Consider the following 13,931-nt stretch of genomic DNA (forward strand, 5'->3'; position numbering starts at 1 on the left):
GCCACGGCATCGATCAGCTCGATGCGGAAACGGATTCGCACTGCGTCGTCCCGATGGTCTCTGCGGTGTGATCACAGACTGTGGGACGCCGGAATTCGGACGCAACGCCGACTGGCCCATTGGGGAAGCCGGAATGCTTGCGCGTACCGTGACCTGGGCAGATTCCACGTCCCTGGAACGGTGTTCCGGGACGGACCAGGAGGGGGAACGCCGCAGTGGCGACGCCGGAAGCCGTGGAATTCGCGGCTCTGCTGAAGGAACTGAAGGACCGTTCAGGGCGCAGCTACGGGGTTCTCGCCGGAAGACTGCACGTCAGCACCTCGACGCTCCACCGGTACTGCAACGGTGATGCCGTGCCCAATGAGTACGCCCCGGTGGAACGGCTGGCTCGGCTGTGCGGGGCGAACGCGGATGAGCTGGTGGAGCTGCACCGGCGGTGGATCGTGGCCGATGCGGCCCGACGGCGCCGCGCCGCCGCTGCGGAGCCTGTCCCGGAGCCGGTCCGGGGCACTGTTTCGGGCGTGGCTGCGGAGTCGGTTCGGGATGCGGTTTCGGACATGGTTCCGGGTGCGGTTCGTGGCTCCGAGGCGGGGGACGGGGTCGGGGCCGGGGATTCGCCTGAAGGCCGGGACGCGGAAGCGGGCGGGCACGGTGGCGGCACGCCCGCGACGATGCCCGCGTCGATGCCCACGCCCGCACCCGCACCCGTGCCCGCTTCCGAAGCCGTTTCCGAAGCCGCGATCGTGGTCGGTGGGACGAGCCGGCCCCGGCGGTTCCTGTCCTCCCCGCGGGCGCGTGTGCTGCTCGCGGCCGTCGCCGTCGTCGCGCTGGCCGTGCCCACGTCGATCGTCGTCAGCAAGATGTCGGGCACGGACGCCGACGAGCTCAGCAACGCCGCCGCCGTGGACGGCAAGGAAGCGGACGGGACCGCGTCCGCCCTGCCCCGCCTCGGCGCGAGCGTCACCGCCTCGCCCGGCGGCGCGAAGAAGTCGGGCAAACCCGTACCGTCCGGCTCGGCGAGCGCCTCGTCCCCGGCGCGCGGCGACGCCTCCGCCCCGTCCGGCGGACACGGCGCGGGAGCCGGGCCGGGTGGGCAGCAGAGCGGGGGCGTGCCGCTGACCGCCACCATCAGCTCGTACAACTGGGAAGAGCCCTGCGGCCAGTACTACGTACTGGACCAGAAGCCGGACGACGTACCTCCGCCCCCCGCACCGCAGGACACCCGTGGCTGGGCCAGGGCGCTCGGCGGGGTGGACGGCGGCAGCATGCTGCTCGAACTCACCGTGCAGGGGAAGTCGGGGCAGGCTGTCGTGCTGAACGGACTGCACGTGCGGACGCTGTCCCGGAAGGCGCCGCTGCCGTGGTCGGCGTACTCGATGGGGGATGGCTGCGGGAGCGGCATCACACCGCAGTCCTTCGACATCGACCTCGACGACAGCCGGCCGATCCTCACCCCGGTGGCGGGGCAGCAGAGGGACGAGCGCGTGCCGCCGAAGCACTTCCCGTTCCGGGTGTCCTCCACAGACGTGGAGGTGTTCGATCTCGACGCCCATGTCGAAGGGCACGACGTCAGCTGGTACCTGGAGCTGGAGTGGAGCAGCGGCGGCCGGGAGGGGACGCTGCGCATCGACGACGGCGGGAAGCCGTTCCGTACCAGCAGCATCAAGGTGCGGCCGCAGTACGTGTACCGGCACGACACGGCCCAGTGGGTGACCAAGGAGTAACGGGTCACAGCCACCGGGCCGTTGCGTACGGGCGGGTGTCCCGGTCAGAGGCGCTCGGGGGTCCGGATGCCGAGCAGCGCCATGCCCCGGTGGAGGGTGCGGGCGGTCAGGTCGCAGAGGAAGAGCCGGTTCTCGACCACCTCGGCGGGGTTGTCTTCGCTCAGCACATGGCACTGGTCGTAGAACGTCGTGTAGAGCGAGGCCAGCTGGTAGAGGTACGCGGCCAGCTTGTGCGGCTCGTACGTCGACGCCACCTCGGCCAGGTTCTCGCCGAACTGGTCCAGGTGCAGACCCAGCGCCCGCTCTGCCGGGGCCAGCTGCAGCTCCGGGTGCGCGACCGGCCGGGTCTCGCCCGCCTTGCGGAGGATGGACTTGATCCGGGCGTACGCGTACTGGAGGTACACGGAGGTGTCGCCGTTCAGCGACACCATCTGGTCCAGGTCGAACTTGTAGTCCCGGACGGCGGACGTCGAGAGGTCGGCGTACTTCACCGCGCCGATACCGACGTACTCGCCGTTCTCGACGATCTCCTGCTCGGTCAGGCCGACCTTCTCGGCCTTCTCGCGCACGACTGCCGTCGCCCGCTCGATCGCCTCGTCGAGCAGGTCGACCAGCCGGACCGTCTCGCCCTCACGGGTCTTGAACGGCTTGCCGTCCTTGCCGAGGACCGTGCCGAACGCCAGCTGGTGCGCCTTGACGTCCTCGTTCAGCCAGCCTGCCCGGCGGGCCGTCTCGAAGACCATCTTGAAGTGGAGCGACTGCCGCGCGTCCACGACGTACAGCAGGGTGTTCGCCTTGAGGTTCTGGACCCGGTCGCGGATCGCGGAGAGGTCGGTCGCCGCGTAGCCGTAGCCGCCGTTCGTCTTCTTGACGATCAGCGGGACCGGGTTGCCGTCCGGGCCCTTCACGTCGTCGAAGAACACGCACAGCGCACCTTCGGAGCGGACGGCGACGCCCGTCTCCTCCAGGATCCGGCAGGTCTCCTCGAGCATGTCGTTGTAGCCGGACTCGCCGACGATGTCGGGGTCGCGGATCTCCATGTCGAGCTTGTTGAAGACCGAGTAGAAGTAGATCTTCGACTCGTCGACGAACCGCTGCCAGAGCGCGACCGTCTCCTCGTCACCGGCCTGGAGCGCCACCACCCGGTCCCGGGAGCGGGCCTTGAACTCCTCGTCGGAGTCGAAGAGCGCCCGCGACGCCTTGTAGAGCCGGTTGAGGGAGGACATGGCGGCCTCGCCGTCCGCCTCGTCGGCGTCCTTGTGGTCCAGCTCGTGCGGGTGCTCGATCAGGTACTGGATGAGCATGCCGAACTGGGTGCCCCAGTCGCCGATGTGGTGGCGGCGGACCACGCTCTCGCCCGTGAACTCCAGGACCTCCACCATCGAGGCACCGATCACGGCGGAGCGGAGGTGCCCGACGTGCATCTCCTTCGCCACGTTCGGCTGGGCGTAGTCGACGACCGTCGTGCCGGCGTTCTGCGCGTACGGCACACCGAGCCGGCCCTCGTCGTCCGCGGCGCGTGCGGCGAGGGTCTCGATGATGGCCTTGTCGCTGAGCGTGATGTTCAGGAAGCCGGGGCCGGAGACCTCGATCTCCCTGATCAGGTCGCCCGCCGGGATCGCGGCCGTCACCTGGGACGCCAGCTCGCGCGGGTTGCCCTTCAGCTTCTTGGCGAGGGCCAGGATCCCGTTGGCCTGGAAGTCGGCCCGGTCGCTTCGGCGCAGCAGCGGGTCCGCGGTGCCGGCATCCGGCAGTGCTGCCGTCAGGGCGTCCGCCAGCTGCTGCTGGAGCGTCGAAGCGAGGGAATTGACCGAGGCCATGGGATGGCTGCCGTTTCCGTAGGGGTACAAGGGATCACGCCCAGTATCCCACGCACTGTAAAGCCGTTTTCGCACTGCCGGGTGGACCTGGGAGAATGGACAGCGCCCCTACGAGCCCTACCAGAGAGAAGGACGTGCCGACCGTGGCTCAGAGTCAGAGCAGCACCGAGGCCGACTGGGTCTCCCGCTTCGCGGACGATGTCATCGCCGAATCGGAGCGTCGTGCGCCTGGCAAACCGGTCGTCGTCGCGTCCGGTCTTTCCCCGTCGGGCCCGATCCACCTCGGCAACCTCCGCGAGGTCATGACCCCGCACCTGGTCGCGGACGAGATCCGCCGCCGCGGGTACCAGGTCCGCCACCTGATCTCGTGGGACGACTACGACCGGTACCGCAAGGTTCCGGCCGGTGTCCCCGGCGTGGACGAGTCGTGGGCCGAGCACATCGGCAAGCCGCTGACGTCCGTGCCCGCGCCGGCCGGGTCCGCGTACCCGAACTGGGCGGAGCACTTCAAGGCCGCGATGACGGCTGCGCTGGACGAGTTGGGTGTCGAGTACGACGGCATCAGCCAGACGGAGCAGTACACGGCGGGGACGTACCGCGCGCAGATCCTGCACGCGATGAGGCACCGCGCCGACATCGACGCGGTCCTCGACCGGTACCGCACGAAGAAGGACCCGGCGGCAGGCGCCAAGGGCGGCAAGAAGCCGCAGCAGAAGAAGGTCGACGAGGCCGAGCTGGAGGCCGAGGCGGGTTCCGGCGCGGCGAGCGAGGACGACGGCAGCGGCGGCTCGGCCGGCTACTTCCCGTACAAGCCCTACTGCGGCAACTGCGAGAAGGACCTGACCACGGTCACGTCGTACGACGACGACACGACCGAGATGAACTACGCCTGCAACGCGTGCGGCTTCGCCGAGACCGTCCGGCTCAACGAGTTCAACCGCGGCAAGCTGGTCTGGAAGGTCGACTGGCCGATGCGCTGGGCGTACGAAGGAGTGATCTTCGAGCCCAGCGGCGTGGACCACTCCTCGCCCGGTTCGTCGTTCGTCGTCGGTGGCCAGATCGTCCGCGAGGTCTTCGACGGTGTGCAGCCGATCGGCCCGATGTACGCCTTCGTCGGCATCTCCGGCATGGCGAAGATGTCCTCCAGCAAGGGCGGCGTGCCGACCCCGGCCGACGCGCTGAAGATCATGGAGGCACCGCTGCTGCGCTGGCTGTACGCGCGCCGCAAGCCCAACCAGTCCTTCAAGATCGCCTTCGACCAGGAGATCCAGCGGCTGTACGACGAGTGGGACTCGCTGGCGCGCAAGGTCGCCGACGGCTCCGTGCTGCCCGCCGACGCCGCCGCGTACGCGCGTGCCATCGGCACGGCCGCCGGTGAGCTGCCGAGCACGCCGCGCCCGCTGCCGTACCGCACGCTCGCGTCCGTCGTCGACATCACCGCCGGCCACGACGAGCAGACGCTGCGCATCCTGAGCGAGCTGGACCCGGAGAACCCGATCGGCTCGCTCGACGAGGCACGGCCGCGCCTCGACCGCGCGGAGAGCTGGATCACCAACCAGGTCCCCGCCGACGCCCGCACCATCGTCCGCAGTGAGCCGGACAAGGAACTGCTCGGCTCACTGGACGACCAGGGGCGCCGGTCGCTGCGGCTGCTCCTGGACGGGCTGGACACGCACTGGTCGCTGGACGGGCTGACGACACTCGTCTACGGGGTGCCGAAGGTCCTCGCGGGGCTGGAGCCGGACGCCAAGCCGACGCCCGAGCTGAAGGCCGCGCAGCGGTCGTTCTTCGTGCTGCTGTACCAGCTCCTGGTCGGCCGTGACACCGGTCCGCGGCTGCCCACGCTGCTGCTCGCCGTCGGCGCGGACAGGGTGCGGAAGCTGCTGGGCGCGTAGGAGCCGGTCGTACGGAGGGCCGTCACCCGGTGATGCGGGTGACGGCCCTTTGTCCTGCCGGTCCCGGTCCGTTCTCGTGCGGCGGACGGACTCGGGGGTGGTTACGCGATGTGGTTCTCGGCCATCTCGTTGTCGAAGCGCTGCTTGAAGCCCGGCAGCAGGCGCCGGAGCAGGGCCGTGCTGCGCGGGTGACTGACGCCGTGGACGTCCGAGAGCGTTATGTCGAGGACCTCGACGCTCGGGTGGACCTGGTGCTCGTGCGTGAGGTCGGAGAACACCTTGTACGCGATGTTGCCGAACTCGACCTCCGCCTCGGCCCACTCCGCCGGATCAGCTTCCTGCTGGGGCTGCGGCTCCTCCTGGGGCGGGCCCGGCGGCTGCTCCGGCTGCTCCGGCAGGGGCTGCTCGCTGCGGGGACGAGGGACCGCGCCGATCGTGCCCACGTCGCCCAGGGGACGGGTGCGGCCGCCGGGGCCCGACGGGATCATGACCGGGGCGGGCTCCGGGTCCTCGGCGTACGTGGGGTCGTACGCGCCCTCGTACGTGCCGTCCGCGGCCTGCGGCGCCGCGAACCAGGGGCTCTCGTGCGCGCCGGGGCCCTCCTGGGGCCACTCCTCGGCGGGCGGGCCGGAGGGGCCGGCGTACTGCTGTTGGGGCTGCTGCGGGTGCTGCCGGGGCTCGGCGTACTGCTGCTGTTGTGCGGCGTACGGCATCGGCAGCTCGGGCTGAGGGGCCACCGTTTCGACGGCCGCCGCAGCCGGTGGCAGCAGGGCCGGTTCGATGCCCGCTGCGGCCAGCCCGGCAGGGCCGGTGTCGGCCAGCGGGACACCGAACTTCGCCAGCCGCAGCGGCATCAGGGACTCGACGGGCGCCTTGCGGCGCCAGTGGCGGCCGAAGCGGGCCTGGAGCCGTGCCTGGTAGATCAGCCGGTCCTGTTCGAGCTTGATGACCTGCTCGTACGACCGCAGCTCCCAGAGCTTCATCCGGCGCCACAGCTTGAACGTCGGGACCGGGGAGAGCAGCCAGCGGGTGAGGCGGACACCCTCCATGTGCTTGTCGGCCGTGAGGTCGGCGATCCGGCCGACCGCGTGCCGGGCGGCCTCGACGGCGACCACGAACAGCACCGGGATCACGGCGTGCATGCCGACACCCAGCGGATCCGGCCAGGCCGCGGCGCCGTTGAAGGCGATCGTCGCGGCGGTCAGCAACCAGGCCGTCTGGCGCAGCAGCGGGAACGGGATCCGCATCCAGGTCAGCAGCAGGTCCAGCGCCAGCAGTACGCAGATGCCCGCGTCGATGCCGATCGGGAAGACCAGGGAGAAGTTCCCGAAGCCCTTGTCCTCTGCGAGCGCGCGCACTGCGGCGTACGAGCCCGCGAAGCCGATCGCGGCGATGACTGCCGCGCCGGCGACGACGACCCCGATGAGTATCCGGTGCGTGCGTGTCAGCTGAATCGCGGCCACCCGCGATCCCCTCTCTGTGTTCCCGACTTCGACTTCTGGCGGGCACAGCCTGGCACATGCGCGTGGGGTGCGGTGCGCGGGGAGGGGGGAAGCCCGGCTCTCGGGGGAGTGCCGGGCTTCGTAAAACTGCTTCTGTGCAGGGTTGTTGGGGTATCTGCCGTGGGCATCGCGGGAATGCCCGGCGGGCGGTGGTGCGGTGTTACGACGTGTGCGACGCGGACTTCTTCGCCGTCGGAGACTTCGACATGCTCGTGGACGGGCTCGACTTCATTTCGTTGGCATCGGCGACCGCGGTGACGGTCTCCTTGGCGGCCTTCTCGGCACCCTTCAGGATGTCGTCGCCGGACGGCGTCTTCGCGCCCGCGTAACCCGCGCCGTTGTAGGTCAGGGTGATGACGACGTTCCCCGTACGGGCCACGACCGTCGCGTACTTGAAGTCCTCTTTTGTCTTGGTGAGGTCGTACGTGACCACGGTGGCCTGGTCGCCGATAGCGCTGACGGGGGCTTCGACGACCTTCTTGGCGCCCTCGGCCGCCTTGGCCTTGGCGACCTGGCTCGCGAGGTCCTCCTGGGCGCGCTTGGCGCCGCTGCCGAGCGCCTGGTCCGATTCGAAGCGGGTGAAGCCGACGTCGAGCCAGCGGTACTGCGAGCCGTTGACGCCGTTGTCGTCGAGGCCGTTCCAGGAACAGCCGGCGCGCGCCGAGGTGTCGCTGGACCGGGCCGGGGTACCGGCCTTGCTCTTGGCCTTGGGCACCAGCGAGGTGATCGTCTTCGCGGTGATCGCGTCGCACGGGTCGGGCAGCTTGGCGAACTTCGCCGGCTCGACCGTCGCCTCCGTCTTCTGTGCGCTCGGCTTCTGTGCGCTCGATGCGGAGGCCGAGGGCGAGCCCGACTTCTCCTTGCTGTCGGAGTCCGACGAGCAGCCGGCGACGACGAGCATCACCGGAACGGCGGCGCAGGCGAGTATGCGGGTGAGTCGCGGGGCTGATCGGTGCATGGTTCCTTCACTCGGGTGGCGCGACGGGCGGTTGGCAGGATGCTCGGCAGGTGTTCCGGAGGGCCACGGTACGACGGACGGCGGCCGGATGCCGCCTCGGCCGGACGCTCCGCCGACCGGCGCGGTGCGGGTCGGAGGCGTCCGGCAGCGGGCTATTCGCCGAACTTGTCGACCAGCTTCCGGGCGAGTTCCTGGGCCTTCTCCTGCAGTTCCTTGCTGTCCGGGACCTGGCTCGCGAAGGCGGGCTGCTCGGTGTACCGGACGGTCACAATGACGTTCGATGTGCGAAATACCACGCTCACCGTGCGGTGTTGTGCGCTGGATCCTGCCCGAGTGAGCAGATCATCCAGAAATGCGGCATCTCCGAGGTCGTCGAGGGTCCGCGGACGGAGGTCCTCGGAGCCCGCGCCCGCGGCGCCGCCGGTGTCCTGTGCCGAGCCGGAGGGGGAGTCCGACGGCGAGGCCGACACCTTCTCCGCGTCGCCGGGGGCGAAGGTGCCGGACGGCAAGTGGGCCGCGGTCTCCTTCGTCCCGTACACCTCGCGGGCACGGTCCTCGTCGCTCACCGAGGTGTCGTACGAGACGACACGCTCGAAGTCGAGCACGACGGAACGGGACGACGCCGCGGCCTCCGACTTCCACTGGCAGCCGACCCGGCGGTCGGTGTCATAGGTGACGGCGGCCGTGCCCGTGAATGCCTTCTCCTGCTGGTTCTCCGGCAGATCGGCGATGCCCGGAAGCAGGTCCTTCAGCGTGGATCGCGTGATGGAGCGACAGGGCTCGGGAAGCGTGTGGTACTTGCCCGCCGGAGCGGCGGCGATGCTCGGGCTGCCGGGTTTGCTGTCGGCGGCGGGGCCTTCGGTACCGGTGCCGCCGGTGCAGCCGGCGGTCAGCACTCCGAGGAGTGCGACGCCGGGTACGTACGCCATTCGTCGCACGATCCGGGCTCCCTTCGAGCGAAAAGAAGTTGCCGCTCGGTGGCGGCTGGTGGACACAATGTGTATCGCACGCGCCGCTGTGATTGCCGGTCGGCCGACTCTTTTGCCGACCTTGGCACCGGTTTTGCGCTTTCAGGCTTTTCGGGGGAATCGAGGGACTATGTCGTACGTAGAGGTGCCGGGGGCGAAGGTCCCCATCCGCATGTGGGCCGACCCGGCTTCGGTCGAGGACGGTGCGATGCAGCAGCTGCGGAATGTTGCCACGCTGCCCTGGATCAAGGGGCTGGCCGTCATGCCCGACGTGCATTACGGCAAGGGTGCGACCGTCGGTTCGGTGATCGCGATGAGTGGTGCGGTCTGTCCGGCGGCGGTGGGTGTGGACATCGGGTGCGGCATGTCCGCGGTGAAGACCTCCCTGACGGCCAATGACCTTCCGGGCGATCTGTCGCGGCTTCGGTCGAAGATCGAGCAGGCCATTCCGGTGGGCCGGGGCATGCATGACGACGTCGTGGACCCCGGCCGGCTGCACGGCTTCCCGGCCGCGGGTTGGGACGACTTCTGGGGGCGGTTCGACGGGATTGTGGATGCGGTTAAATTCCGTCATGAACGTGCCACCAAGCAGATGGGAACGCTTGGATCCGGAAACCACTTCATTGAGTTCTGCCTCGACGAGTCGGGTTCGGTGTGGCTGATGCTGCACTCCGGGTCCCGGAACATCGGCAAGGAGCTCGCCGAGTACCACATCGGGGTCGCACAGAAGCTGACGCACAACCAGGGCCTGATCGACCGTGACCTGGCGGTCTTCATTGCGGACACCCCGCAGATGGCGGCGTACCGGAACGACCTGTTCTGGGCCCAGGAGTACGCGAAGCACAACCGCGCGATCATGATGGGGCTCTTCCAGGACGTCGTCCGCAAGGAGTTCAAGAAGGCCCGGGTCACCTTCGAACCGGTCATCTCCTGCCATCACAACTATGTGTCGGAGGAGCGGTACGAGGGCATGGATTTGCTGGTCACCCGCAAGGGGGCGATCCGTGCCGGTTCGGGTGACTTCGGCATCATCCCGGGGTCGATGGGAACCGGCTCGTACATCGTGAAGGGGCTCGGGAACGCGAAGTCGTTCAACTCGGCCTCGCACGGGGCCGGCCGGAAGATGAGCCGCAGCGCGGCCAAGCGGCGCTTCTCGACGCGGGACCTGGAGGAGCAGACACGGGGTGTGGAGTGCCGTAAGGACTCCGGTGTCGTGGACGAGATCCCGGGTGCGTACAAGCCGATCGAGCAGGTCATCGAGCGGCAGCGGGACCTGGTGGAGGTCGTCGCGAAGCTGAAGCAGGTGGTGTGCGTGAAGGGCTGAGCGCCCTTGACGCCGCTACGAAGACGAGCCCCGGACCCTGTGGTGGTGGTCCGGGGCTCTTCCGTGCGGGCCGATGGCTTCAGAGCGTGCGGTGGACCTTGGTGTTGGACGCCTGGGCGCGGGGGCGGACCACCAGGAGGTCGATGTTGACGTGGCTGGGGCGGGTGACGGCCCAGGTGATCGTGTCGGCCACGTCGTCGGCGGTGAGGGGGGCGTCGACGCCGGCGTAGACCTTGGCGGCCTTCTCGGTGTCGCCGCGGAAGCGGGTGGTGGCGAACTCCTCCGTCTTGACCATGCCGGGGGCGACCTCGATGACGCGGACCGGGGTGCCGACGATCTCCAGGCGGAGGGTTTCGGCGAGGACGTGTTCGCCGTGCTTGGCGGCCACGTAGCCACCGCCGCCCTCGTAGGTGGACAGGCCCGCCGTCGAGGAAAGGATCACGATCGTGCCGTCGCCGCCCGCAGTGAGGGCGGGGAGCAGGGCCTGGGTGACGTTGAGCGTGCCGATGACGTTCGTCTCGTACATCTGGCGCCAGTCGGCCGGGTCGCCGGTGGCGACCGGGTCCGCGCCGAGCGCGCCGCCCGCGTTGTTGACGAGGACGGCGAGAGAGCGGAAGGCGGTGGCGAAAGCGTCGACCGCCTCGCGGTCCGTCACGTCCAGGGCGTACGCCGTGGCCTCGTGGCCCGCCTCGTTGATCTCGGCGGCGAGCGCCTCGATGCGGTCCTTGCGGCGGGCGGTCAGGACGACGCGGTAGCCGGCGGCGGCGAGCTGCCGGGCGGTCGCGGCACCGATGCCGCTGCTCGCTCCGGTGATGACGGCGATGGGGGTGGCGGCCATGCGGACTCGACTCCTCGGACAGCTGATCGGTACGGGGTCAGGATAGGCAGGCGGCGCGAGGTCCCGTTCGGCGGCCGCGCTGTATGCGGCGTCCGGCGGCCGCGTTTCCCGCGGCGTCCGGGGCGAAGGGGAGCGACGCCGCCGGAGTTCGGCCGTTCTCGGCGGTCGGCGCCCGATCGATGGGGCTGTCGGCTCGGTGGGGCTGTCGGTGTGGCTGGTTGTCGGCCGGTGGCGGGTGTCGGCCTTGCGGGTGGGGCGGTGCTTCTCAGTGGTTCCGGGGGGCGTACATGATCACGGCCATGCCGGCCAGGCAGATCAGCGCGCCGGTGACGTCCCAGCGGTCGGGGCGGTAGCCGTCGGCGACCATGCCCCAGGCGATCGAGCCCGCGACGAAGACACCGCCGTACGCGGCGAGGATGCGGCCGAACTCGCCGTCCGGCTGCAGCGTGGCGACGAAGCCGTACACACCCAGGGCGATGACTCCGGCGCCGATCCAGATCCAGCCCCGGTGTTCCCGCACGCCCTGCCAGACGAGCCAGGCGCCGCCGATCTCGAAGAGCGCGGCAACGGCGAAGAGTGCGACAGAGCGGGCGACGACCATGGGAGCAGCGTTTCATGCGGGGCGGGTGGGTTCGGACGGGTGGGGCAAGCGGGTGGAGTGGAGCGCGGAACAGGTGTGTAAATACGGATAATTCGTGGCGATCGGTATCTTCGGGGCATGGTAGTCACGCGTAAGGCTCGGCTGGCGGTCTCCGCCGCAGCGGCGATGGCGGCAACAGTGTCGACAGCGGCATGGGGGGCAGGGCAGGCGGTCGCGACGGGGCCCGTGCCGGCGCCGGTGGACCGGCGGGTGGCGCGGGAGGCGGACGTCTCGCACCACGGGCATGTCTCGCTGTGGGGCAGGGGGCTCGGGATCTGGCTGCGCAGCGAGAACCACGGCCCGTCGAATCTGGCGAGCGTGACCGTACGGTTCCGCTTCTCGGTGCCCCTCAGCGGCCGGCAGGAGATGCCGGTCGAGTGTCTGCAGGCGAGCGCCCGATCCGTACTGTGCCGGACGGGTCCGCTGAGGGCGGACGGGTCGGCGGGCCGTCAGCTCGCGCTCGAGCTGCAGCTCGCGGGACGGCCGAACGAGGTGGTCGTACGGATCGACACCGCCTGGAACGGTGGTGCGACCGACCGGAACCCCGGCAACAACCGGTATGAGGTGCTGGCGCCCGCCACCGATGACGAGTACGTCTTCTGAGCTCCTGGCGCCGCGAGGGGCCGGCGCGGCGGGCGCGGCGGGCGCGTGACGTGCGCGGAGCGCCGACCGGCCGGAGGTCATCGGGCGAGAGCGGTCTGCAGCGCCGCCGGGTCGGGCCGGTCGCTCGCCCAGGCGACATAGCCGTCGGGGCGGACGAGCAGCGTGGTCGCACGGTCGCTCGTCCAGTGGGCGTGCACCAGCGGGGTCCGGGACGTCGGTGTGGGGGTGTCGGCGGGGGTGACGAGGACGAATGTGCCGTCGCGCAGCAGCTCCTGGAGGCGGCCCTCCACCAGTCCCAGGTCCGGGGCCCGCTTGCCGGTGAGGGGGTGGGAGCCGCGCGGCGCCGGGTACGCGATGCCGATGCCGGAGATCAGGCCCATGGCCTTGTCCCCGGCCGGCCGCACCCTGGCCAGGAGGCCGGCGACGGCCGTGCGGACCGCTCGCTGCGGCAGGGTGCGGGCCATGGCGAGACGGATCATCGCACCGCTGCTGTGCAGCACCTTGGTGCCGACCGGGTGCCGCTCGGCGTGGTAGCTGTCGAGGAGTGCCTCCGGGGCCCGCGACTCTCCCCGCAGGACGGCGGCGAGCTTCCAGGAGAGGTTGGCGGCGTCCTGCAGTCCGGTGTTCATGCCCTGCCCGCCCGCGGGGGAGTGGACATGGGCGGCGTCTCCGGCGAGGAAGACCCGGCCCACGCGGTAGGCGGGCACCTGGCGCTCATCGCTGTGGAATCGTGAGATCCAGCGGGCGTCGTGCATGCCGTGGTCGCTGCCGAGGGCCAGCCTGGCGATCTCGCGCAGCTCGTCCAGCTCCACGGGGTCGCTGTCGGCGGCCTGGTGCCTGCGGTCCCAGCCCATGACGCGGTACCAGCCGTCGCCGAAGGGGGCGATGAAGGTGAAGGCGTCCCCCACACCATTGACCGTGAGCAGGCCGGCGGGCGCTTCGGTGAGCCGGACGTCGGCGAGGACGATGGAGCGGATCACGGACTTGCCGGGGAAGGGCAGTCCGAGCGCCTCACGCACGGCGCTGCGCACTCCGTCGGTGCCCACGGCGTAGCGGGCCGAGAGTATGGTCTGCGCCCCGTCGGCGCTCTCCACCTCGGCAGTGACCGCGTCGGCGGACTGGCGCAGGTCCGTCAGCCTCGTGCCGTACCGGAAGTCCACCCCCGCGGACAGCGCGCGGCGCTTCAGCAGGCTTTCGACCTCGTACTGCGGGGTGATCAGCAGGAAGGGGAAGCGGGACGCGAGCCGGGACAGGTCGAGCGAGAGGCGGCCGAAGAGCCGCAGCCCGGTGAGGGCGGAGCCCGTCTTGACCAGCTCGTCGGCGAGACCGCGGGTGTCGAGCGCTTCGAGGGTGCGGGCGTGGACGGCGAAGGCGCGCGTCATGTTGCTGGTGCTCTGCGGGCGGCGCTCGACGACGGTGACCGACAGGCCGCGTGCGGCGAGGTCGCCGGCGAGCAGCATTCCGGTGGGTCCTGCACCCACGACGAGTACATCGACGGTGTCAGGGGTGGGGCCGGTGTTCGTGCGGGTACGGGGCTTGCTGGTCATGGCGACCTCCTGAAGCCGTTCGCCAACGGTCATCCGATACCAACGATTGTTGGCCAACAGGCGTGGGTCAACGCTTGTTGATAAATCTAGAACCGGCGCGACTGGTGTGTCA

At 70.1% G+C, this 13,931-nt stretch carries 11 protein-coding genes; 4 read left to right on the forward strand and 7 right to left on the reverse strand.

Annotation, left to right across the window (positions count from 1 at the left end; genetic code table 11):
- Window positions 1-215 precede the first annotated feature (215 nt).
- Entirely contained in the window at window positions 216-1,724 is a 1,509-nt protein-coding gene (locus tag ACNPQM_RS02075) for a helix-turn-helix domain-containing protein (RefSeq protein ID WP_418082627.1), read from the forward strand.
- Between the two features lie 44 nt (window positions 1,725-1,768).
- Here the strand turns inward: ACNPQM_RS02075 and argS are convergent, their stop codons facing one another.
- On the reverse strand, window positions 1,769-3,544 hold the full coding sequence (gene argS / locus ACNPQM_RS02080) for an arginine--tRNA ligase (protein WP_358858389.1): 1,776 nt from the start codon (window positions 3,542-3,544) through the stop codon (window positions 1,769-1,771).
- 134 nt (window positions 3,545-3,678) lie between these two features.
- On the opposite strand from argS, the gene lysS reads away from it, so the two are divergent.
- The gene (gene lysS / locus ACNPQM_RS02085) at window positions 3,679-5,439 is read left to right on the forward strand and encodes a lysine--tRNA ligase (protein WP_418082628.1); all 1,761 of its coding nucleotides are present in this window, start codon (window positions 3,679-3,681) and stop codon (window positions 5,437-5,439) included.
- A 101-nt stretch (window positions 5,440-5,540) separates the two neighbouring features.
- On the opposite strand, the gene ACNPQM_RS02090 is transcribed toward lysS, so the two are convergent.
- The 3 genes from ACNPQM_RS02090 to ACNPQM_RS02100 form a co-directional block, all read right to left on the reverse strand.
- The gene (locus ACNPQM_RS02090) at window positions 5,541-6,902 is read right to left on the reverse strand and encodes a DUF2637 domain-containing protein (RefSeq protein ID WP_418082629.1); all 1,362 of its coding nucleotides are present in this window, start codon (window positions 6,900-6,902) and stop codon (window positions 5,541-5,543) included.
- Between the two features lie 199 nt (window positions 6,903-7,101).
- Window positions 7,102-7,899: a DUF3558 family protein gene (locus tag ACNPQM_RS02095; protein WP_418082630.1), complete on the reverse strand. Its 798-nt coding sequence runs from the start codon at window positions 7,897-7,899 to the stop codon at window positions 7,102-7,104.
- A 152-nt stretch (window positions 7,900-8,051) separates the two neighbouring features.
- Window positions 8,052-8,828 (reverse strand): DUF3558 domain-containing protein, encoded by a 777-nt coding sequence (locus ACNPQM_RS02100; protein ID WP_418082631.1) that lies wholly within the window; start codon window positions 8,826-8,828, stop codon window positions 8,052-8,054.
- Window positions 8,829-8,997: 169 nt separating this feature from the next.
- On the opposite strand from ACNPQM_RS02100, the gene ACNPQM_RS02105 reads away from it, so the two are divergent.
- Complete coding sequence (locus ACNPQM_RS02105; RefSeq protein WP_358858384.1) at window positions 8,998-10,191, forward strand: RtcB family protein; 1,194 nt, start codon at window positions 8,998-9,000, stop codon at window positions 10,189-10,191.
- A gap of 79 nt (window positions 10,192-10,270) precedes the next feature.
- On the opposite strand, the gene ACNPQM_RS02110 is transcribed toward ACNPQM_RS02105, so the two are convergent.
- Both ACNPQM_RS02110 and ACNPQM_RS02115 read right to left on the reverse strand, forming a co-directional pair.
- Window positions 10,271-11,029: an SDR family NAD(P)-dependent oxidoreductase gene (locus ACNPQM_RS02110; protein ID WP_398957185.1), complete on the reverse strand. Its 759-nt coding sequence runs from the start codon at window positions 11,027-11,029 to the stop codon at window positions 10,271-10,273.
- 265 nt (window positions 11,030-11,294) lie between these two features.
- A complete protein-coding gene (locus ACNPQM_RS02115; protein WP_358858382.1) occupies window positions 11,295-11,630 on the reverse strand; it encodes a YnfA family protein in 336 nt (111 codons plus the stop codon).
- A gap of 117 nt (window positions 11,631-11,747) precedes the next feature.
- On the opposite strand from ACNPQM_RS02115, the gene ACNPQM_RS02120 reads away from it, so the two are divergent.
- The gene (locus tag ACNPQM_RS02120; protein ID WP_418082632.1) at window positions 11,748-12,272 is read left to right on the forward strand and encodes a hypothetical protein; all 525 of its coding nucleotides are present in this window, start codon (window positions 11,748-11,750) and stop codon (window positions 12,270-12,272) included.
- A gap of 77 nt (window positions 12,273-12,349) precedes the next feature.
- On the opposite strand, the gene ACNPQM_RS02125 is transcribed toward ACNPQM_RS02120, so the two are convergent.
- Window positions 12,350-13,819 (reverse strand): FAD-dependent oxidoreductase, encoded by a 1,470-nt coding sequence (locus ACNPQM_RS02125; protein ID WP_418082633.1) that lies wholly within the window; start codon window positions 13,817-13,819, stop codon window positions 12,350-12,352.
- Between the last annotated feature and the right edge of the window lie 112 nt (window positions 13,820-13,931).

Origin of the sequence: Streptomyces sp. NPDC056231 (assembly GCF_048270745.1) — a bacterium.
Lineage (GTDB): Bacteria > Actinomycetota > Actinomycetes > Streptomycetales > Streptomycetaceae > Streptomyces.

What these genes read in the sequence shown, in the direction of transcription:
- argS (WP_358858389.1), bottom strand. Translation starts at nt 3,544, where the DNA reads ATGGCCTCGGTCAATTCCCTCGCTTCGACGCTCCAGCAGCAGCTGGCG.
- ACNPQM_RS02095 (WP_418082630.1), bottom strand. Translation starts at nt 7,899, where the DNA reads ATGCACCGATCAGCCCCGCGACTCACCCGCATACTCGCCTGCGCCGCC.
- ACNPQM_RS02100 (WP_418082631.1), bottom strand. Translation starts at nt 8,828, where the DNA reads ATGGCGTACGTACCCGGCGTCGCACTCCTCGGAGTGCTGACCGCCGGC.
- ACNPQM_RS02105 (WP_358858384.1), top strand. Translation starts at nt 8,998, where the DNA reads ATGTCGTACGTAGAGGTGCCGGGGGCGAAGGTCCCCATCCGCATGTGG.
- ACNPQM_RS02110 (WP_398957185.1), bottom strand. Translation starts at nt 11,029, where the DNA reads ATGGCCGCCACCCCCATCGCCGTCATCACCGGAGCGAGCAGCGGCATC.
- ACNPQM_RS02115 (WP_358858382.1), bottom strand. Translation starts at nt 11,630, where the DNA reads ATGGTCGTCGCCCGCTCTGTCGCACTCTTCGCCGTTGCCGCGCTCTTC.
- ACNPQM_RS02120 (WP_418082632.1), top strand. Translation starts at nt 11,748, where the DNA reads ATGGTAGTCACGCGTAAGGCTCGGCTGGCGGTCTCCGCCGCAGCGGCG.
- ACNPQM_RS02125 (WP_418082633.1), bottom strand. Translation starts at nt 13,819, where the DNA reads ATGACCAGCAAGCCCCGTACCCGCACGAACACCGGCCCCACCCCTGAC.